Source organism: Pseudonocardia sp. Cha107L01, assembly GCF_052566575.1.
The window spans coordinates 433,883-452,301 of sequence record NZ_CP199579.1; the positions used below are offsets into that span (position 1 = coordinate 433,883).

Annotated in this window: 20 protein-coding genes; 9 read left to right on the plus strand and 11 right to left on the minus strand. The window is 71.6% G+C overall.

Features of this window, described 5'->3' with window-relative positions; genetic code table 11:
- Nucleotides 1–7: 7 nt before the first annotated feature.
- The 6 genes from ACTXG6_RS02055 to ACTXG6_RS02080 form a co-directional block, all read right to left on the minus strand.
- A complete protein-coding gene (locus ACTXG6_RS02055; RefSeq protein WP_445190324.1) occupies nucleotides 8–457 on the minus strand; it encodes a nucleoside deaminase in 450 nt (149 codons plus the stop codon).
- Between the two features lie 74 nt (nucleotides 458–531).
- Complete coding sequence (gene pucL / locus ACTXG6_RS02060; protein WP_445186050.1) at nucleotides 532–1,449, minus strand: factor-independent urate hydroxylase; 918 nt, start codon at nucleotides 1,447–1,449, stop codon at nucleotides 532–534.
- Nucleotide 1,450: 1 nt separating this feature from the next.
- Entirely contained in the window at nucleotides 1,451–1,768 is a 318-nt protein-coding gene (gene uraH, locus ACTXG6_RS02065) for a hydroxyisourate hydrolase (RefSeq protein WP_445186051.1), read from the minus strand.
- The gene (gene uraD, locus ACTXG6_RS02070) at nucleotides 1,765–2,262 is read right to left on the minus strand and encodes a 2-oxo-4-hydroxy-4-carboxy-5-ureidoimidazoline decarboxylase (RefSeq protein WP_445186052.1); all 498 of its coding nucleotides are present in this window, start codon (nucleotides 2,260–2,262) and stop codon (nucleotides 1,765–1,767) included. Before uraD (ACTXG6_RS02070) ends, uraH begins: the two co-directional genes overlap by 4 nt.
- Nucleotides 2,259–4,196, minus strand: a complete 1,938-nt coding sequence (gene uraD / locus ACTXG6_RS02075) for a 2-oxo-4-hydroxy-4-carboxy-5-ureidoimidazoline decarboxylase (protein ID WP_445186053.1) — start codon at nucleotides 4,194–4,196, stop codon at nucleotides 2,259–2,261. Before uraD (ACTXG6_RS02075) ends, uraD (ACTXG6_RS02070) begins: the two co-directional genes overlap by 4 nt.
- 215 nt (nucleotides 4,197–4,411) lie before the next feature.
- Complete coding sequence (locus ACTXG6_RS02080; protein ID WP_445186054.1) at nucleotides 4,412–5,179, minus strand: IclR family transcriptional regulator; 768 nt, start codon at nucleotides 5,177–5,179, stop codon at nucleotides 4,412–4,414.
- A gap of 82 nt (nucleotides 5,180–5,261) precedes the next feature.
- Between ACTXG6_RS02080 and ACTXG6_RS02085 the strand changes: the two genes are divergently transcribed.
- Together ACTXG6_RS02085 and dmpG are read left to right on the plus strand one after the other, a co-directional pair.
- Entirely contained in the window at nucleotides 5,262–6,167 is a 906-nt protein-coding gene (locus tag ACTXG6_RS02085) for an acetaldehyde dehydrogenase (acetylating) (protein WP_445186055.1), read from the plus strand.
- Nucleotides 6,164–7,273: a 4-hydroxy-2-oxovalerate aldolase gene (dmpG, locus tag ACTXG6_RS02090; protein ID WP_445186056.1), complete on the plus strand. Its 1,110-nt coding sequence runs from the start codon at nucleotides 6,164–6,166 to the stop codon at nucleotides 7,271–7,273. The genes ACTXG6_RS02085 and dmpG overlap by 4 nt, the downstream gene beginning before the upstream one ends.
- Nucleotides 7,274–7,380: 107 nt before the next feature.
- On the opposite strand, the gene ACTXG6_RS02095 is transcribed toward dmpG, so the two are convergent.
- Nucleotides 7,381–7,620, minus strand: coding sequence for a hypothetical protein (locus ACTXG6_RS02095; protein ID WP_445186057.1), 240 nt, complete (start codon nucleotides 7,618–7,620; stop codon nucleotides 7,381–7,383).
- Nucleotides 7,621–8,154: 534 nt separating this feature from the next.
- Here ACTXG6_RS02095 and ACTXG6_RS02100 point away from each other — a divergent pair.
- The 4 genes from ACTXG6_RS02100 (at nucleotide 8,155) to ACTXG6_RS02115 (ending at nucleotide 10,553) form a co-directional block, all read left to right on the plus strand.
- Nucleotides 8,155–8,340 (plus strand): hypothetical protein, encoded by a 186-nt coding sequence (locus ACTXG6_RS02100; protein WP_445186058.1) that lies wholly within the window; start codon nucleotides 8,155–8,157, stop codon nucleotides 8,338–8,340.
- Nucleotides 8,333–9,292: a ribokinase gene (locus tag ACTXG6_RS02105; RefSeq protein WP_445186059.1), complete on the plus strand. Its 960-nt coding sequence runs from the start codon at nucleotides 8,333–8,335 to the stop codon at nucleotides 9,290–9,292. The genes ACTXG6_RS02100 and ACTXG6_RS02105 overlap by 8 nt, the downstream gene beginning before the upstream one ends.
- 18 nt (nucleotides 9,293–9,310) lie before the next feature.
- A complete protein-coding gene (gene rbsD / locus ACTXG6_RS02110) occupies nucleotides 9,311–9,706 on the plus strand; it encodes a D-ribose pyranase (RefSeq protein WP_445186060.1) in 396 nt (131 codons plus the stop codon).
- A gap of 334 nt (nucleotides 9,707–10,040) precedes the next feature.
- A complete protein-coding gene (locus ACTXG6_RS02115) occupies nucleotides 10,041–10,553 on the plus strand; it encodes a hypothetical protein (protein ID WP_445186061.1) in 513 nt (170 codons plus the stop codon).
- Between the two features lie 58 nt (nucleotides 10,554–10,611).
- On the opposite strand, the gene ACTXG6_RS02120 is transcribed toward ACTXG6_RS02115, so the two are convergent.
- Nucleotides 10,612–11,379: a GntR family transcriptional regulator gene (locus ACTXG6_RS02120; protein WP_445186062.1), complete on the minus strand. Its 768-nt coding sequence runs from the start codon at nucleotides 11,377–11,379 to the stop codon at nucleotides 10,612–10,614.
- A gap of 224 nt (nucleotides 11,380–11,603) precedes the next feature.
- Here ACTXG6_RS02120 and ACTXG6_RS02125 point away from each other — a divergent pair, with 224 nt between their 5' ends.
- From ACTXG6_RS02125 to ACTXG6_RS02135, 3 genes are all read left to right on the plus strand, one after another.
- Nucleotides 11,604–12,827 (plus strand): aminotransferase family protein, encoded by a 1,224-nt coding sequence (locus ACTXG6_RS02125; protein ID WP_445190325.1) that lies wholly within the window; start codon nucleotides 11,604–11,606, stop codon nucleotides 12,825–12,827.
- A gap of 128 nt (nucleotides 12,828–12,955) precedes the next feature.
- The gene (locus ACTXG6_RS02130) at nucleotides 12,956–14,122 is read left to right on the plus strand and encodes an acyl-CoA dehydrogenase family protein (protein ID WP_445186063.1); all 1,167 of its coding nucleotides are present in this window, start codon (nucleotides 12,956–12,958) and stop codon (nucleotides 14,120–14,122) included.
- Nucleotides 14,123–14,335: 213 nt separating this feature from the next.
- Nucleotides 14,336–15,580, plus strand: coding sequence for an Ig-like domain-containing protein (locus ACTXG6_RS02135; RefSeq protein ID WP_445186064.1), 1,245 nt, complete (start codon nucleotides 14,336–14,338; stop codon nucleotides 15,578–15,580).
- Between the two features lie 225 nt (nucleotides 15,581–15,805).
- On the opposite strand, the gene ACTXG6_RS02140 is transcribed toward ACTXG6_RS02135, so the two are convergent.
- The 3 genes from ACTXG6_RS02140 to ACTXG6_RS02150 form a co-directional block, all read right to left on the minus strand.
- Nucleotides 15,806–16,549, minus strand: coding sequence for an alpha/beta hydrolase (locus ACTXG6_RS02140; RefSeq protein ID WP_445186065.1), 744 nt, complete (start codon nucleotides 16,547–16,549; stop codon nucleotides 15,806–15,808).
- 168 nt (nucleotides 16,550–16,717) lie between these two features.
- Complete coding sequence (locus tag ACTXG6_RS02145; protein WP_445186066.1) at nucleotides 16,718–17,692, minus strand: sugar kinase; 975 nt, start codon at nucleotides 17,690–17,692, stop codon at nucleotides 16,718–16,720.
- Nucleotides 17,689–18,354 carry a bifunctional 4-hydroxy-2-oxoglutarate aldolase/2-dehydro-3-deoxy-phosphogluconate aldolase gene (locus tag ACTXG6_RS02150; protein WP_445186067.1) on the minus strand — a complete coding sequence of 222 codons (666 nt, stop codon included), beginning with the start codon at nucleotides 18,352–18,354 and terminating at the stop codon, nucleotides 17,689–17,691. The genes ACTXG6_RS02145 and ACTXG6_RS02150 overlap by 4 nt, the downstream gene beginning before the upstream one ends.
- Nucleotides 18,355–18,419 lie beyond the last annotated feature (65 nt).

Consider the following 18,419-nt stretch of genomic DNA (forward strand, 5'->3'; position numbering starts at 1 on the left):
TGCCCGGCTAGTACTCGACCTTGGAGTCGGTGGCCAGCCAGGCCTCGAACGGCGCGGTCCGCCCCTGCAGCTCGAGCGCCTGCACCGGCGTCGACCAGTCCTCGCGGTCCCGCTCGAGCAGCTCGTAGAAGGCCCGGTCGTCGAACCCGCCCCGGGCCGCGTCGTGCCGATCGGCCGCGTACACCACCCGGTCCACCCGGGCCCACAGCGCCGCGAACAGGCACATCGGGCACGGCTCGCAGGAGCTGTAGAGGGTCGCCCCGGTCAGCTGGAAGTCGTTCAACTCCCGGCAGGCCGACCGGATCGCCACGACCTCGGCGTGCGCGGTGGGGTCCAGGTCACCGGTCACCCGGTTCACCCCCCGGCTGACCAGGCGGTCGTCGACCACCACCAGCGCACCGAACGGGCCGCCGCCCTTGGCCACGTTGCGCTCGGCCAGCTCGACCGCCTCGGCCAGCCAGAGCGCGTGGGTCCCTGTGTTGGGCTCGGTGTTGCTCCCTGTGTTGGGCTCGGTGCCAGTCACCCGGGTACTCACGCGAATCCGGGCACGGAGGCCCACGCCAGGCCGGGCTCAGGCGCGTCCTCCCTGGTCAACGCGCACTCGATCAGCCCGTACGGCCGGTCCGCCGCGTAGAACACCTCGTTGTTGTTCTCCAGCCCGAACGGCTCGAGGTCGACCACGAAGTGGTGCCGGTTCGGCGCCGACAGCTTGATCTCGGCGATCTCCGGGTGCGCCTCGAGCACCGCGCTGCCCATCTCCCACAGCGTCTGCTGCAGGGCGAGCGAGTGCACGGTGGCGAACTTCTCCAGCAGGATGCGACGCACGTCGGCCCAGGTCTTGTCCCAGTCCGTGCCGGCAAGACCGCTGGTGCCCGCGTAGCGCCACCTGGCCACCAGCGAGGTGGACATGATCCGGTCGTGCGTCTCGGCGAGCGTGGTGTAGCCGTCGGTCAGGAAGCCGGCGAACTCCGAGCCGGTGGACTTGAGCAGCACGAGGTCACGCAGCCCGGACACCACCCAGGCCTGCTCGCCCTCCACGGTCACCACCGTGGTGCGCACCTCCGAGCCGTTGCGCACCCAGGTGTGGTCGTGGTCCTGCCCGGCCACCTGGACGCGCTGCCAGCTGTACTCCTGCACCTCGATCCGGGCACCGCGCACCGGCGCCACGTCGTCGACGAAGTGCCGGCCCAGGGTCAGCGCGTACTCCTCGATCTCACGCAGCCCCTTCTCCTTGGCGAAGGCGTAGCAGGTGTTCTTCTGGGTGTCGGTGGGCAGCACCTTCGACTGGTCACCGTGGAGGTGGGCGTCGGCGAAGTCACCGCGCAGTGCGGTGGACACCGTGACGTCGCGGATCTCGTGGCGGTCGGTGTCGCGGTAGATCCGCACGACGCGGTTCTCCGCCTTGCCGTACTGGTTGTCGGTCAGCACGATGCGGGGGTTCGAGCTCATCTCAGCTCCCGAGATACGTCGAGTAGGCGAACGGGGACAGCAGCAGCGGCACGTGGTGGTGCCGTGCCGGGTCGGTGACGGTGAAGCTCACGACCACCTCCGGGTAGAACCCCCGCTGGTCGGTGGCGGCGAAGTAGCCGCCGGTACCGAAGGTGATCCGGTAGTCGCCGGCCGGCAGCTCGGCGGCGAGCTCCTTGACGCGGCCGTCGGCGTCGGTGCTGCCCTCCGCGAGACAGTCGCCGCCGCGCTCCAGGCGGACCGCGACGCCCTCGGCCGGGCGGCCCAGCGCCGCGTCCAGCACGTGGGTGGACAGACTCATCGCGGGCTCCCGCTCAGGTGTGGCTCGCCGAGCAGCTGGTCCAGCCGGAGCCGGTTGATCGCGGCCAGCTCGGCGCGCACCACCGCCCGCTCGGTGACCGGGTCGTTGTCCAGCCGCCCGCGCAGCACCGCGAGCAGCTCCTCGGCGCTGCGCCCGCTCGCGCACACCAGGTAGACGTGCCCGAAGCGCTGCTCGTAGACCCGGTTGCCCTCGGCCAGCCCGGCCAGCACGTCGGCGTCCGCACCGGCCACCCCGCGCTGCTCGCGCCGGGAGCGCTCGTCGCCGCTCCGGTCACCGATCCGGGGGTGCCCGGCCAGCCCGGCGGTGACGTCGGCATCGGTCAGCGCGTCCCGGGCCGCCGCGTGCAGCGCCTCGACCGAGCGGTACGGCCGGCCGGCCGCCACCTCGCCGGCCCACCGGGGCGCCGCACAGCAGTCCAGTAACCGCTGGTGCGCGGCCGCCTCGGGCAGCGCGTTGAAGGAATCCAGACTCACGAACTCTCCTGGCCGAAGGCCCGCGTGCGGGCACTGTGGATGGGGTTGGCCTCCACCACCTGGTCGTGGAACCGGCGGTTGGCGATCTTGGCGATCTCGATCAGGGCCGCGGCGTGCTCCTGCGCCGGGGAGTTGGTCAGCCGCTGCCAGCCGTCGCGCAGGATCGCCTCGCGCTTCTCCGCGTCCCGCACACAGACGATGAGCGGGATGCCGAACCGGTCCCGGTAGGCGGCGGTGAGGTTGCCGAACTCGGCGCCCTCGTCCTCGGTCAGCCGGGTCAGGCCGGCGCTGGACTGGTCCCTTGTGGAGTCCTCGCCCGCCTCGCCGTCGGCCACCCGGTCGGCGCCGAGGTCGGGGTAGAACGCCATCAGGTCGAGCTGCTCGTCGCGCGTACCGGAGAACAGCGCCTCCTGGAACGCCGCGCGCAGCTCGGCGGTGTCGGCGAACGGGCGGCGGTCGTAGGCCCGCTCGACCACCCACGTCGGGCCCTGGAACAGCCGGCCGAAGGTGTCCACGAACTCCTCGCGGCTCATCCGGTCGACCTGGTCGAGGCGCACCGAGCCGGCCCCGGGCGTGCCGGCGACGGCAGGACCGTAGTCCTTGCCGATGTGGTGGAACACGACGTTGAGCAGGATCGCGGTCAAGCTTCCGAGAGTAATACCCGAACCGAAGATGACCTCGGCCCAGCCGGGTACCGCTTTGGCCAGCTCGGGCTGCGCGGTGACCAGCAGCGCGAGGCCCACGCTGGACGCGACGATCACCACGTTGCGGTGGTCGTGGAAGTCCACCCGGGACAGCGTCTGCACGCCGACCACCGCGACGGTGGCGAACATGGCCAGCGCGGCACCACCCAGCACCGGCGACGGGATGCCGGCCACGATCGCGCCCGCCTTGGGCACCATGCCGATCAAGATCATGAAAACCCCGGCGGCGGCGACCACGTACCGGCTGGTCACCCTGGTCAGCCGGACCAGGCCGACGTTCTCCGCGAAGCAGGTGTACGGGAACGAGTTGAGCACCCCGCCGATCACGGTGGCCAGCCCGTCCGCGCGCAGTGCCCTGGCGATGTCCGTACGGGTGATCCGCCGGTCGACGATCTCACCGGTGGCGAACACGTCCCCGGTCGTCTCCACCGCGGTGATCAGCATGACCACGACCATCGAGATGATGGCCGCGACGGTGAACTTCGGCATCCCGAAGAAGAACGGCGTGGTCACCCCGAACCACGGCGACGAGCCGACCGAGCCGAAGCTCACATCACCCAGCGCCCAGGCCACCAGGGTGCCCACGACCAGCCCGACCAGCACGGCGACGGTGGCCATGAAGCCCTTGAAGACCCGCTGGATGAGCACGATCAGGGCCAGCGTGCCGAGCGCGTAGGCCAGGTTGCGGCCGTTCGTCGGGTCGGCGTGCGCGGCACCGCCCACCACATCGGCCGCCGCGGCCGGCACCAGCGCCAGCCCGATGATCAGGATCACCGAGCCGGTCACCACCGGCGGGAAGAACCGGATCAGCCGACTGAAGAACGGTGCCGCCAGCAGCGTGACCAGCCCGGCCACGATCACCGAGCCGTAGATCACCAGCAGCCCCTGGGTGCCGCCGCCGGCCGCGAGCCCGATGGCGATCATCGGCGACACCGCGGTGAACGTGACACCCTGCAGCAGCGGCAGCCGCACGCCGACCTTCCAGAACCCGACGGACTGGATGATCGAGGCGATGCCGCAGGTGAACAGGTCGGCGTTGATCAGGTGGATGAGCTCACGCTCGTTCAGCCCGATGGCGCCGGCGAGCAGGATCGGCACCACCACGGCGCCGGCGTAGAACGCCAGCACGTGCTGGAAGCCGTAGACGGCGAGCTTGCCGACAGGGAGTAGTTCGTCGACCGGGTGGACCCGCTTCGTCGCGGGTTTCGGCGTGGGTCTGCCGATGATCATGGGACACCTCAGGGACGGGGACGGCGCCGACTGCGCCGCCCTGCCCACTCCGGTGCGCTGGTGCGACCGCGACTGACGATGCCGCACGACCAGGAAATTCCGGAGTGACCTGGGCCATACCATGCAGTCCACGTGCGCCGCGGCGGAACTGACCGGACCCACGAACCGGACCCGCTGCCCGGGCGGGATGTTTGTGCGATCCGACAGGAGGGTGATCAGCGGCTGGCGCGCAGCGTGCGGGACAGCCCCAGTGCGGCGGTGCGCACCGCCGAGGCGAACCGCCGGGTGTCCAGCCGGTTCGCCCAGCCGGTGATGGAGATCGCGGCGAGTGCCCGGCCGTCGGCGTCCAGGACCGGGGCGGCCACGCAGGCGATGCCCACGGTGGACTCCTCGTGCTCCTCGGCGACCCCGTGCTCGCGGATGGCCGCCAGCTCGCGGTCCAGCAGCCCGGGCGCGATCACCGTCCTCGGGGTGCGCCGGGTCAGTCCGGCCGCGAGCACCTGGTCGAGCACCGACCTCGGGGAGAACGCCAGCATCGCCTTGCCCACGCCGGTGCAGTGCGCCGGCATCCGGCCGCCGATCCGGGACTGCACCTTCGGCCCCGACGTCGCGTCGAGTTTGTGCAGGTAGACGACCTCTGGTGGGTTACCGCCGTCCAGGACGGCCAGGTGCACGGTCTCGTGGGTGGCCTCGAACAGGTCGGCGAGGAACGGTGCGGCGGCCTCCCGCAGGCCGCGCTGGTGCGGCGCCAGCTGGCCGAGCTCGAACAGCCGCATGCCCAGCCGCAACCCGGTGGGGGTCCGCTCGACGACGTCCCAGTCGGCCAGCTCGGCGAGCAGCCGGTGCGCGGTGGCCTTGGGCAGTCCGGTGCGCCGGCACAGTTCGGCCAGGGTCAGCTCGGCGTCCCCCACCCGGAACGCGGTGAGCAGTGTGAATGCCCGGCCCAGCACCGAGTTGGGCGGCGGGCCCGACGTGTCGACCACCCGGTCATCATTGCGCACGGCGTTCCGTTCACCGGAACGCAGGTCTGGCCCGGCCGGGGCGCGCGGTGTGACCCTGGTGCACATGGCACCGAAGAGGGTGACGGCCGCGATTGTCGGGCCGGGCAACATTGGCACTGATCTGCTGGCCAAGCTGCGGGGCAGCACGACGATCGAGGTCGGGTACATGGTCGGGGTGGTGGAGTCCGAGGGGTTGGCCCGGGCGCGCAAGCAGGGTGTGGCCGCCTCGGCGGAGGGGGTCGACTGGCTGCTGCGCCAGGACCCGCTCCCCCAGATCGTGTTCGAGGCGACCTCGGCGGCCGCGCACATCGCCAACGCGCCGCGCTACGCCGAGGCCGGTATCCAGGCCGTCGACCTCACCCCGGCGCACCTGGGGCCGATGGTGTGCCCCGCGGTCAACCTGCGTGAGCACCTGGATGCACCGAACGTCTCGATGATCACCTGCGGCGGGCAGGCGACCATCCCGATCGTGGCCGCGGTGTCGCGGGTGACTCCGGTGCCCTACGCGGAGATCGTGGCGTCGATCGCGTCGCGCAGCGCCGGGCCGGGGACTAGGGCGAACATCGACGAGTTCACCCACACCACCGGTGGCGCGGTCGCCGAGGTGGGCGGCGCCGAGCGGGGCAAGGCGATCATCGTCCTGAACCCGGTGGAGCCGCCGATGATCATGCGCGACACGGTGTTCTGCATGATTGCGGCCGACGCGGACCGGGCCGCGATCATCCGGTCCATCCACGACATGGTCGCCGACGTGCGGGAGTACGTGCCGGGCTACACGCTGCGCGCCGAGCCGCAGTTCGACGAGCCCCGGCAGGCCTGGCGGGGCAACGGCCGCGTCGCGGTGTTCCTCGAGGTCAAGGGCAACGGCGACTACCTGCCCGAGTACGCGGGCAACCTCGACATCATGACCGCCGCCGCCGCCCGGGTGGGCGAGCTGATGGCCGAGACCAAGCTGGGAGCGTTGGCATGAGCGAGCGGGCGAGCGAATCATCGACACCGAGCGAGCGGGCGAGCGAATCATCGACACCGGGCAGCGGCACGGGAAGGCCGGAGCTGGCGCACGACGTCCGGATCACCGACACCACGTTGCGCGACGGCAGCCACGCGATGGCGCACCAGTTCACCGAGACGCAGGTGCGCGACACAGTGCGCGCGCTGGACGCCGCCGGTGTCGAGGTGATCGAGGTGACGCACGGCGACGGGCTGGGCGGCAGCTCGTTCAACTACGGCTTCTCGCACACCGACGAGATGACGCTGATCGCCGCCGCCCGGCAGGAGGCGCGGCAGGCCAAGATCGCAGTGCTGCTGGTGCCCGGGATCGGTACCGTCGAGGACCTGAAGCGGGCCCACGACGCGGGCGCCGACATGGTCCGGGTGGCCACCCACTGCACCGAGGCCGACGTCTCGCCGCAGCACTTCGCCGCCGCCCGTGAGCTGGGCATGGAGACCGTCGGCTTCCTGATGATGGCGCACCGCACGCCGCCGGAGAACCTGGCCAAGCAGGCCCGGATCATGGTCGACGCCGGCTGTCAGGCGCCGTATGTGACCGACTCCGCCGGCGCGCTGCTGATGCACGAGGCGAAGGCCCGGTTCGAGGCGTTGGTTGCCGAGGTCGGCGACCAGGCCTGGGTCGGCTACCACGGCCACCAGAACCTGAGCCTCGGCGTGGCCAACTCGGTGCTCGCCCACGAGGCGGGGGTTCGCTACATCGACGGCTCGCTGTGCGCGCTCGGCGCCGGCGCCGGCAACTCGCCCACCGAGGTGCTGGCGGCCGTGTTCGACCGGCTCGGCGTCGATACCGGGCTGAACGTGCTGGGGTTGCTGGAGGCGGCCGAGGACGTGGTGCGCCCGTACCTGCAGCGCTGGCCGAAGATGGACCGCAACGCGATCGTGCAGGGCTGGGCCGGGGTGTACTCGTCGTTCCTGCTGCACGCCGAGCGGGCCGGGGAACGGTACGAGGTGCCGACGCACGAGATCCTGCGCCGCTGCGGCGAGCTGGGCTACGTCGGCGGCCAGGAGGACATGATCATCGACGTGGCGATCCAACTCGCGAATGCGCGCGGCGAAGGAAAGTAGCATTCGGGGCAATTTTGCACGCCCGAAGGAATAGTTTCGGAATTCAAGGGAGCGGCCCCGGCCGAGTTCACCGGCCGGGGCCCTTTCACATTTGATTCAGGGAATACTCAGAAACGGGTGTCGCGACCGTTCCAGCGGCCACCCACGCAAATCCAGCGATGGCGGTCCCTGCGGTCCTGGACCAGGTGGCCACCGGAGTGGCGGCAGTCGGCCGCGCGCACCCATGGCGGCGGCGCCGTCGGGCTGATCGGCGTGCTGGCCCAGGCGGGTGCACTCAGTAGTCCGACCGCGAAGGTGGCCGCCACCAGCGGCAGCGCGGCGCGGCCCGCGGTGTGAATTAGACGCATCGTCAACAAAATCCTTTCGGGGAGGACAAGTCGAACCAGCCGACACCCGTCGGGGTGAACGTCGATGCCGGCGGCGCCCTTTTTAACACTGCGCAACACCCTATGCAAAGACTGTGGGAGCGCTATGCGGAAATCCTCTCAGCATCGACTCAGAAAGGAGGAACAGTGAGCGCCGTGCAATTCAAAGGAATCGAACAGGCCGCACACAGGAAAGAGCACCGGCGCGGGCGCCCGCCCGATCCGCCGACGCCGGCCGCGTCCGCTCGGCAGTGATCGGCCCGGCGGAGCCCGCCACGACTGTCGGTGCCACCCCGACTGCCACCCCGACTGCCACCCCGACCGCCACCCCGACTGCCAGCCGCTCATAGCCACGATCGAGTCGGCTTACCCCGAACGGCCGTGGACACCTAGGGTCACCGGCGGCGGTATCGGGTGAAGTGGTACACCCGAATGGACGCTTTTCACTCCAATGGGTGACGTGCGACCGTTCAACTAGAGGTTTGAGCGCTGTCGATCATCGGCTGGGGGTGACGGGTGGCGGTCCCGTTCTTGCCCGACCCGCGGTACGGCTCGCGGGTGCCGCCCGACGTGTCGGTGATCGCCTTCGACGACGCCCCCTGGTTCGATCGCCCGTGCGCGCCCGCCGGCATCTCCACCCAGATACCCGCCGGCGACCGCCACCCGGTCACCAGTGCCATCGAAGGGGACGTCCATGTTTGAATCCGGTCCGCCCGAGGTCGTCGTGATCGGTTCGGTGAACATCGACCACGTGGTCGTCGCGGACGCGTTCCCCGCACCGGGTGAGACGATCATGGGCAACACCGCGCACGTCACGCTGGGCGGCAAGGGGTCGAACCAGGCGGTCGCGGCGGCGATGGGCGGCGCGCGCACAGCGATGATCGCCCGGGTCGGCGCCGACGCCGAGGGCGCCCGGGCCCGTGACGGACTGGCCGAGCGCGGCGTTGACGTCGGCGCGGTGGCCCCGGTCGACGGCAGCGAGACGGGCACCGCCTGGATCACCGTGGCGGCCGGCGACAACACGATCATCGTGATCTCCGGCGCGAACCACGTGTGGGCGGCCGACGGCGACCCGCTGGATGGCGCCGGGGCCACGGCCGCCGTGGTGCTGACCCAGCTCGAGATCCCGCTGGACGTGGTGCAGCGGGCGGCGGCGAACTGCGAGGGTCAGTTCGTGCTCAACGCCGCGCCGGCCGCCGAACTGCCCGACGAGCTGATCGAACTGTGCGACGTGCTCATCGTGAACGAGCACGAGCAGGCCGTGGTGGCCCGCCAGACCGCCCACGGTGGGTTCGGCGGCAACTCCAACGGCAGCGCGGCCAGCGCCGACCCGGCGGCGGTGCGGCGGGCGCACCTGGCGCTGCGCGAGCGGGGCGCCGGCGCGGTGGTCACCACACTGGGCGACGCCGGCGCGATCGTCACCGACACCGACGGCATCACCACGGCGATCCCGTCACCGCCGGCCACCGTGGTGGACACCACCGGGGCCGGCGACGCGTTCGCCGGCGTGCTCGCCGCCCGGTTGGCCGCCGGTGACTCGCTGCTGGACGCCGCCCGGTGGGGTGCCGCCGCCGGCTCGCTGGCGGTTCGCGCGGCCGGTGCCCAGGAGTCCTACGCCGACCTCGACACCCTCCGCGAAGTCCTGGTCTCCTGATACGAGAGCGAGTCGATCATGAAGCGCACCGGCATCATCCACAGCGAGCTGGCCGGACTGATCGCCGGGCTCCGGCACACCGACACCTTCGTGATCGGCGACGCCGGGCTGCCGCTCGCACCCGGGACGCCCTGCATCGACCTCGGCTACCGGTACGGCCAACCCTCGTTCATCGACGTGGCCCGGACCGTGCTGGCCGAGGTCGTGGTCGAGCAGAGCTGGGTCTCCACGCCGGTGCTGGAGCTCAACGCCGAGGTGCACGCCGTGCTGCTCGAGCTGGGACTGCGGCCGATGCCGATCGACCACGGCGCATTCAAGGCGCTGGCCCGCGACGCCAAGTTCGCGGTCCGCACCGGCGAGGACACCGTCTACGCCAACGTCATCTGCCAGGCCGGCGTGGCCTTCAACCCTTAGTAAGCCGAAGTAAGAGAGCGCGCCCCGGAGTCAGCTCTGGGCGGGCGAGGCCTCGGCGACCGCCTTGATCCGCTCCAGGGTGGTGCGCAGCATGGGCGGAGCCTACCGACGGGTAACTTCAGGCCGCCCGACATCACTCGATCGGGCGGGAGGCCACCTCTGGGCGACCGCCGACAACCGTTGGTCGCCGACGTGTTTAACTCCGTGCCGGGCTGGGCAGCTGTTGTTCGGCTTGAATGAGGTTTGGCGCGCGGCCGCCGGGGTCGTGACCTCGTCGGGTTCACGCTCCCCCAGAGAAGGTCGACATGCTCCCACTCCCCCGCCACGGTGCGCGATGACGCGTATCGGCATCGTCGGCCACCGTGACATCAGCCCGTTGAGCTTGCCCATCGTCGAGGCCGCCGTCCGCCGGTTGCTGATCGCCAAGGGCGGCTCCCGGCTGGTCGGCGTGTGCGGGCTCGCGCCCGGCGCGGACCAGCTGTTCGCCCAGCTCGTACTCGATCTCTCCGGCCGTCTCGAGGTGATCCTGCCGTCGGCCGACTACCGCGCCCGCGAGGTCCCGCTGGACAACAGCGAGGAGTTCGACCGCCTGCTGGGCTCCGCCGCGACGGTCCGGGTGATGACCTTCGAGCAGTCCTGCCGGCAGGCCTACATGGCCGCCGGCACCGCGATGCTCAGCACCGTGGAGACGCTGATCGCGATCTGGGACGGCCGGCCGGCCAAGCGCCTCGGCGGCGCCAGCGAGGTGGTCGGCGCCGCCGCGAGGCTCGGCGTGCCCACCTCTGTGGTGTGGCCGCCGGGAGCCACCAGGGAGCGGCCGCCCACCGCGTGCCCGGTGCCGGGCTAGCACTTCCGACCCGTGAGTGGCGAGCTGGGCTCCGACCTTATTCGGCCCAACTCGCCGCTCACGGGGTCTGACCTGGCAGTACGCCGGTGTGCTCCAGGTGCGCGGTGAGCAGCTGGCCGATGTGTCGGATGTGCTCGGCCATCGACTCCCTGGCCAGCCCCGGATCGGCGGCGGCCAGCGCGTCCAGGATGGGGCCGTGCTCGTGCGTGGTGGCGTCGGTCCAGCCGGCCACCTGCCCGTAGTAGGTGCGCGGCACGTAGTGCACGAACAGGTTCAGCATGGCGGCCAGCCGGGGTGAGTCGGCGGCGCGGTTGATGGTGCGGTGCACCTCGTGGTTGAGCTCGCCGACCCGCTCCAGCTCGCCGCGTTCGGCCGCCGCCACCAGCTCGCGCTGCACCGCGCGCAACCGGGCCACCTGCGCGGCTGTCAGCGCGGCGGCCGCGCGCGCCGCGAGCTCACCGGCCACGTGCGCCTGCACGGCGAACAGGTCGTCCACATCACGCCGGCTCAGCGGCACCACCCGGAACCCCCGCCGGGGCTCCCAGCGCACCGCGCCCTCGCCCTGCAGGATCATCAACGCCTCGCGCACCGGGGTCGCGCTGACCCCGAGCCGGGCCGCGACGTGCTCCATCCGGACGAACTCGGACGCGGGCAGCTCGCCGACCATGATCGCCTCACGGAGATAGGCCGCGACCCGCTCGCTGAGCTGCCGGGCACTGCCCAACCGTGGCCCGCCCAACCGTGGCCCGCCACCCGGTTGCGCCCCACCCGACCGAGCCCCGTCCACCGGTGCCCCGTCCAGCCGCGCCGCCGGTTCCTCGGTCATCGCGCGCTCCCCTCTGCCGCCCCGGCGCTGAGCCGGTCCGCACGGATCCGCTGGCAACTCCGGCCGCTGGCGGCTACGTTCGATATTTGGCCTGGTAGTCGGGTATGAGGAGGATGGCGTTGAGCACCGCCCTGGGATCGTCCGGAACCACTCCGTCGGAAGGCAGCGAGCCAGCGCGCGGCCGGCCCGCCGGCGCCGACACGCTGTGGCACCCGTTCGCGGCAATGCACGACGTCCGCCAGAAGCGCTTCACCGTGACCAGGGCGAAGGACGTCTGGGTCTGGGACGACGCCGGCCGGAAGTACCTGGACGGCACCGCCGCGCTCTGGTACTGCAACGCCGGGCACGGCCGACCGGAGATCATCGAGGCGATCACCCGGCAGCTGGAGCGGCTGGACGCCTACCAGATCTTCGGCGACCTCGCGAACGAGCCGGCCCTGCAACTGGCCGACGAGCTGGCCCGGCGCGCCCCGATGGACGGCGCGAAGGTCTTCTTCACCAGCGGCGGCGGCGACTCCATCGACACCGCCGGCAAGCTGGCCAGGGCCTACTTCCAGGGCAGCGGTGAGCCGGAACGCACCGTGCTGATCTCCCGGGAGCACGGCTACCACGGCACCCACGGGATTGGCACCGCGCTGGCCGGGATCCCGGCGAACCGGATTGCCGGGCCGTTCGTGCCGGACGTCGTCCAGGTCGCCTACGACGACCCGAGCGCGCTGGAGAAGACGATCGTGGACTACGGCCCGGAGCGGGTCGCGGCGTTCTTCGCGGAGCCGGTGATGGGCGCCGGCGGGGTGCTGCCCCCGCCGCCCGGCTACCTGGAGTCGGTCGCCGAGATCTGTCAGCGGCACGGCGTGCTGTTCATCGCCGACGCGGTGATCTGCGGGTTCGGCCGGCTCGGCAACTGGTTCGCGATCGAGCGGTTCGGGGTCCAGCCGGACATGGTGGTCTTCGCCAAGGCTGTGACCAGCGGTTACCAGCCGCTCGGCGGAGTGGTGGTGTCCGGCAGGGTGGCCGCGCCGTTCTGGGACGAGCCCGGGCTGGCGCTGCGGCACGGGCCGACCTACGCCGGTCACCCGGCCGCGTGTGCCGCCGGGCTGGCCACCATCGCGCTGATGGAGCGCGACGGCCTGCTGGAGCGTTCGGTGGCACTGGAGGCCGGGCTGCTGAGCCGGCTGCGGACGCTGGAAGGGCACCCGCTGGTCCACGAGGTGCGCGGCGGCGTCGGCCTGCTCGGCGGTGTCGAGCTCGACCCGGAGCGGCTGGCCAGGACGCCAGGCCTGCCCGGCCGGGTGGGCGCGGCGGTCCGCGAGCGTGGCGTACTGCTGCGCCCGATGGTGTCCTCGATCGGCGTCTCGCCGCCGCTGACCGTCACCGAGGAGCACCTGGACCAGCTGCTCGACGCCTTCGCCGCCGGCCTCGATTCGGTACACCGGGACGCCGCCTAGCAGCCCCGGCCGCACAGGGCGGGCGCACCCCGCACAGACCCCGCACGGTTTGTGTGAGGTTCGCCCGCCCTGTGCGGCTGCGCTTCGCATTTCATATATTCTATGGGAGATCCGGGAGGAAATGCGCCGTGGCCACCTTGAGCAAGGACGAGCTCGCCATCGTCGAGACCGTGCGGGAGTTCGTCGACCGCGAGGTCCGCCCGGTGGTCCGCGAGCTGGAGCACAACAACACCTACCCCGAGAAGCTCATCGAACAGATGAAGGAGATGGGCATCTTCGGGCTGGCCATCCCGGAGCCGTGGGGCGAGGCGCCGGTGTCGATGCCCTGCTACGCGCTGGTCACCACCGAGCTGGCGCGGGGCTGGATGAGCCTGGCCGGCGCGATGGGTGGGCACACCGTCGTCTCGAAGCTGCTGCTCAACTTCGGCACCCAGGAACAGAAGGACCACTACCTGCCGAAGATGGCCACCGGGGAGATCCGGGCGACCATGGCGCTCACCGAGCCCGGCGGCGGCTCCGACCTGCAGGCGATGACCACGCACGCGCGGCGGGTCAGCTCCAGTGAGGGCGACGAGTACGTGGTCAACGGCGCCAAGACCTGGATCACCAACTCGCGCCGCTCCCAGCTCATCGCGCTGATGTGCAAGACCGATCCGGCCGCGGAGCCCAAGCACAAGGGCGTCTCCATCCTGCTGGTCGAGCACGGTCCGGGCCTCACCGTGTCCCGCGACCTGCCCAAACTCGGTTACAAGGGCGTCGAGAGCTGCGAGCTGGCCTTCGACGACTACCGCACCCCGGCCTCCAGCGTGCTCGGCGGCGTCGAGGGTCGCGGCTTCGCGCACATGATGAAGGGGCTGGAGACCGGCCGGATCCAGGTGGCCTCCCGTGCGCTCGGGGTCGGCCGGGCCGCCTTCGACGACGCGCTGCGCTACGCCCAGGAACGGGAGTCGTTCGGCAAGCCGATCTGGCAGCACCAGTCGATCGGCAACTACCTCGCCGACATGGCCACCAAGTGGACCGCCGCGCGTGAGCTGATCCTGCTCGCGGCCGAGAAGTTCGACGCCGGCGAGCGGGTGGACATGGAGGCCGGCATGGCCAAGCTGTTCGCCAGCGAGGTGGCCATGGAGATCGCGCTGAACGCGGTGCGGATCCACGGCGGCTACGGCTACTCCACCGAGTTCGACGTGGAGCGCTACTTCCGGGACGCCCCGCTGATGATCGTCGGCGAGGGCACCAACGAGATCCAGCGCAACGTCATCGCCGCGCAGCTGGTCAAACGCGGTGGTCTCGACTAGCGGGGAAATCGGCCCAGAGGGCTGCTCTGATCGGGTGATTCCGGCGAGCGATCGGGCAACGGCGCCGGGCCTGTTCAGCCATCCCCCGATGCGGTATCAGCCATATGAGACCGCCCACCCCGTCTCGCATGTCTCAGCAGTCGCGGGGGATGATGGGGGACCTCGGCCGTGACCCGGTCGGGTAGGTCGAGGTGAGTGGAGATTACGGACCGTATGAACGGCGGTAACCCAGCCCTGCAGCTGTCCGGCGACTCACGACGGCGGGCCTCGATCGCGCTCGGCGTTATGACGGCGCTCGTCGCCGTCCTCGCGTTGATCACCGCCACCCGGGGACCGGCCGCGATCAACGCCGCGCTGCCCCTCGGCGGCCCGTCCGCCCCGGCCACCCCGCCGAAGCCGGTGGCCAACATCGCCATCACCGCGGCCGGCGCCGTGCCGGTCAACCCGGCGGTACCGGTCAGCATCGAGGTGTCGCACGGCACTCTGCAGACGGTCCAGGTGCTCGACGCGAAGACCGGCAAGAAGGTGACCGGCCAGATGGCCGGCGGCGCCGCCTCCTGGCACACCACGGCCGCGCTGACCTACGGCAACACCTACCAGGTCACCGCCACCGCGGTCGGTGTCGACGGCAAGATCGTCACCCAGACCGGCACGGTGAGCACGCTCAAGCCGGCGGTGCAGGCCTACCCGTCGTTCATTCCGGCGCCCGGCCAGTCCAACGTGGGCGTCGGCCAGCCGCTGGTGGTCAAGTTCGACCACCCGATCACGGACAAGGCCGCCGCCGAGCGCGCGCTGCAGGTGACCACCAGCCCGGAGCAGGCCGGCAGCTGGTACTGGATCTCGCCGAGCGAGGCGCACTACCGGGCGCAGACCTACTGGCACTCCGGCACCACGATCCAGCTCAACGCCAACATGTTCGGGGTCGACCTCGGCAAGGGCACGTTCGGCCAGACCAACCGCTCGGAGACCATCCACGTGCACGACTCGTGGGTGGCCAAGGCCGACGGCCGGACCGAGACGATGCAGATCTTCCACAACGGCAGCCTCGCCAACACCATGCCGATCAGCCTCGGCTCGCCAGGGCACCCGTCGCACACCGGCCCGCACGTGATCTCCGACAAGCAGCCCAGCATCATCATGGACTCCTGCACGTACGGCGTCTGCCAAGGTCAGCCGGGGTACTACAAGGAGAAGGTCGACCTCGACGAGCGGATCTCCAACGACGGTGAGTTCGTGCACGCGGCGCCGTGGTCGGTGGGTCAGCAGGGCGACTCCAACGTCTCGCACGGCTGCGTGAACCTCAGCCCGGCGAACGCGCAGTGGTTCTTCGACCACTTCGGCGTCGGCGACGTCGTGGAGATCACCAACTCGGGCGGCCCGCCGCTGCCGGTGTACGACACCTACGGCGACTGGGAGCTCGACTGGAGTAAGTGGCAGGCCGGCAGCGCCCTCCAGTAACGGGCGTCGGCGCTAACCTGACACGGTGAAGGGGTGGCCGCCCGGCTGGCCCGCGTCGAGCAGGCGGTGGGCTGGCGGCTGGACACCCCCGGCGACCGGTTCCGCGCCCGGCTCGCCGACGTAGCCCGCCTGCTGGCCGGATCAGCCTGAGCCACCGCCGGCCTGAACCAACAAGCACCGACCCGAAGCAACAGCAACCCGCCTGAACCAACAGCCCGCCTGAGATCAGACCCGCAGTGCCCGGCGCAGCACGACGATCTCCTCGGCCTTCTCCCGCTGGGTCACCGCCGCGTGCTCCACCATCGCCGAGCCGTGGAACGTGCCAGGGAACATGTGCAGTTCCACCTGCACTCCGGCCGCCTGCAGGGCCAGCGCGTAGGCGAGCCCCTCGTCGCGCAGCGGGTCGAACTCCATCGTCGACACGTACGCCGGCGGCAGGCCCGCCAGATCGGTGGCCCGCGCCGGAGCGGCGTAGATCGGGACCGACTCGGTGCCCGGCACCCCGGCGCCGAGGTAGGAGTCCCAGCTGATCACCGCGCGGGGCCGGCTCCACATCGGCGTGTCGATGAACGCGGTCATGCTCGCGGTGACCAGCCGGTCGTCGATCTCGGGCACACCCAGGTACTGGAACGCGATCGCCGGGCCGCCCCGGTCCCTGGCGAGCAGTGCCAGCCCGGCGCACAGCCCGCCACCGGCGCTGATCCCGTGGATCGCGATCCGGTCCGGGTCCACCCCGAACGCGTCGGCGTGCTCGGCGAACCAGGCCAGCCCGGTGTAGCAGTCCTCCAGCCCGGCCGGGTAGGGGTGCTCCGGGGCGAGCCGGTAGTCGACCGAGACCACGACCGCGCCGGTCTCCCGGGCGATCCGGGCGTTCCCGGCGTGCACGATCTCCAGGTCGCCCAGGATGAAACCGCCGCCGTGCACGTCGTAGACGCCGGCGGCGAGTTCTGGGTCGAATGCATAGGTCACGGGTTCCTCCGCGGCTGGTCGGCGAGTCAGTCCGCACCCATCCTGCCGACGCAAGATCCGGGCGTCATCCGCCGGGTGTCGGGCCGGGCGACCGCTCCGTCCGACAGACGCGCGCCTGGCTCGTGAGTGGCGAGTGGTCCGCTGGGACCACTCGCCAGTCACGACCTCTCAGCGCATCACCGTTCCGTCGCCCCGGTCCACCAGCCCGAGCTCCGCCGTACTCGGCAGCCCCTCCCAGTCCCCCTCCGCGCTGACGCAGATCGCCGCCGCGGCGGCCGCCTGGCGCATCCGGGCCGGCTCGTCGAAGCCGTCCAGGAGGCCGGCCAGATAGCCGGCGACGAACGCGTCACCGGCGCCGACCGGGTCCACCACGCGGACCGGGAAGGCCGGCTGCCGGACCACCTCGCCCTTGCCGACCGAGCAGGCGACGTTGGCGCCGTCGGTGACCACCACGGTGTGCGGTCCGCCGGCGAGGAGCTGCTCGGCGGCCCGAACCGGGTCCGCGTCGTGCGCCCCGAGCACCGGCAGCTCATCGACGCTGGCGAAGATCACGTCCACCCGAGGGACCAGCTCGCGCAGCCGCGCCTGAGCGGTCGACAGATCCCAGAGCCGGGACCGGTAGTTGACGTCCAGGCTGACCGGCACACCCGCCGCGCGGGCCACCGTGACCGCGTACCCGACCGCCTCGGCCGCCGACTGCGACAGCGCCGGGGTGATGCCGGTGACGTGCAGGATCCGGGCCCGTTCGATCAGCGCCGGGTCGATGTCCGCCGGGCTCAGCCGGGACGCCGCCGAGCCGGCCCGGTAGTACACCACCCTGCCGACGTCACCGGTCCGCCGCTCCTTGATCATCAGCCCGGTCGGCGCCGCCGGATCCGTCGCCGCGCACACCCGCACACCCTGGCCGCGCAGGGTCGTGCGGACCAGCTGCCCCAACTCGTCGTCGCCGAGCCGGCTCAGCCAGGTTGCGCGGTGTCCCAGCCGGACCACGCCGATCGCCACGTTGGCCTCGGAGCCGGCGGCGGACATGTCGAACTGGCGCGCGGTGTGCAACGGCCCGATCCGGGTCGCGGACATGCTCGCCATCACCTCGCCCAGCGTGACCAGGCCCGCCGCCCCAGCTGAACCCAACTGCTCGGTCACGCCGGCACCCGCCGGCAGATCCGGACGAACGCCGCCGCCTGCGCGCGCACCCGCTCGAGCGCGTCGGCCCTGGCCAGCTCGGGGCTGTCCGGTCGGCCGCGCAGCGCGTCGCCGAGCAGCGGCCCGCCCACCCCGACGGCTGCCGCACCGCTGGCCAGGTAGTCGGCGGCGTCGTCGAGCCCGATGCCGCCGGTGGCCACCAGCGGGATGTCCGGCAGCGGCGCCCGTACCGCGGCGAAGAACTCCGGCCCGACCACCGAACCGGGGAACACCTTGACCGCGGTGGGCCGCCCGCGCCAGGCGGCCACGATCTCGGTGGGGGTGAACGCGCCGGGCAGTGCGCCGAGGCCCAGCCCGGTGGCCGCCGCGACGACCTCCGGGTTGTGGTCCGGGCTGACCACGAACGTCGCACCGGCGTCGGCCGCCCGGCGGACCTCCGTCGCGTCCAGCACGGTGCCCATGCCGACGGACACCTCGTCGCCGAGCTTGCCGGTCAACTCACGCACCGCGTCCAGCGAGCCGGGGCTGGGCAGCGTGATCTCCAGGCAGCGCACCCCGCCGTCGACCAGCGCGAGCGCGACCTCGACGAGTGGGCTCGGCGCGGCGGCCCGCAGGATGGCGACCAGCCGCTGTTCGAACAGGGCCTCGGTGAACGACGTCATGGCGCCAGTCTCCCCGGCCTCACCCGGCCCGCCCCGCCGGCCCGCCGGTTACGTCCCGCCGCCTC

What these genes read in the sequence shown, in the direction of transcription:
- ACTXG6_RS02115 (WP_445186061.1), top strand. Translation starts at nt 10,041, where the DNA reads ATGACGCGTATCGGCATCGTCGGCCACCGTGACATCAGCCCGTTGAGC.
- uraD (WP_445186053.1), bottom strand. Translation starts at nt 4,196, where the DNA reads ATGATCATCGGCAGACCCACGCCGAAACCCGCGACGAAGCGGGTCCAC.
- ACTXG6_RS02105 (WP_445186059.1), top strand. Translation starts at nt 8,333, where the DNA reads ATGTTTGAATCCGGTCCGCCCGAGGTCGTCGTGATCGGTTCGGTGAAC.
- ACTXG6_RS02085 (WP_445186055.1), top strand. Translation starts at nt 5,262, where the DNA reads ATGGCACCGAAGAGGGTGACGGCCGCGATTGTCGGGCCGGGCAACATT.
- ACTXG6_RS02120 (WP_445186062.1), bottom strand. Translation starts at nt 11,379, where the DNA reads ATGACCGAGGAACCGGCGGCGCGGCTGGACGGGGCACCGGTGGACGGG.
- ACTXG6_RS02135 (WP_445186064.1), top strand. Translation starts at nt 14,336, where the DNA reads ATGAACGGCGGTAACCCAGCCCTGCAGCTGTCCGGCGACTCACGACGG.
- dmpG (WP_445186056.1), top strand. Translation starts at nt 6,164, where the DNA reads ATGAGCGAGCGGGCGAGCGAATCATCGACACCGAGCGAGCGGGCGAGC.
- pucL (WP_445186050.1), bottom strand. Translation starts at nt 1,449, where the DNA reads ATGAGCTCGAACCCCCGCATCGTGCTGACCGACAACCAGTACGGCAAG.
- uraH (WP_445186051.1), bottom strand. Translation starts at nt 1,768, where the DNA reads ATGAGTCTGTCCACCCACGTGCTGGACGCGGCGCTGGGCCGCCCGGCC.
- rbsD (WP_445186060.1), top strand. Translation starts at nt 9,311, where the DNA reads ATGAAGCGCACCGGCATCATCCACAGCGAGCTGGCCGGACTGATCGCC.
- ACTXG6_RS02095 (WP_445186057.1), bottom strand. Translation starts at nt 7,620, where the DNA reads ATGCGTCTAATTCACACCGCGGGCCGCGCCGCGCTGCCGCTGGTGGCG.
- ACTXG6_RS02150 (WP_445186067.1), bottom strand. Translation starts at nt 18,354, where the DNA reads ATGACGTCGTTCACCGAGGCCCTGTTCGAACAGCGGCTGGTCGCCATC.
- ACTXG6_RS02125 (WP_445190325.1), top strand. Translation starts at nt 11,604, where the DNA reads ATGCACGACGTCCGCCAGAAGCGCTTCACCGTGACCAGGGCGAAGGAC.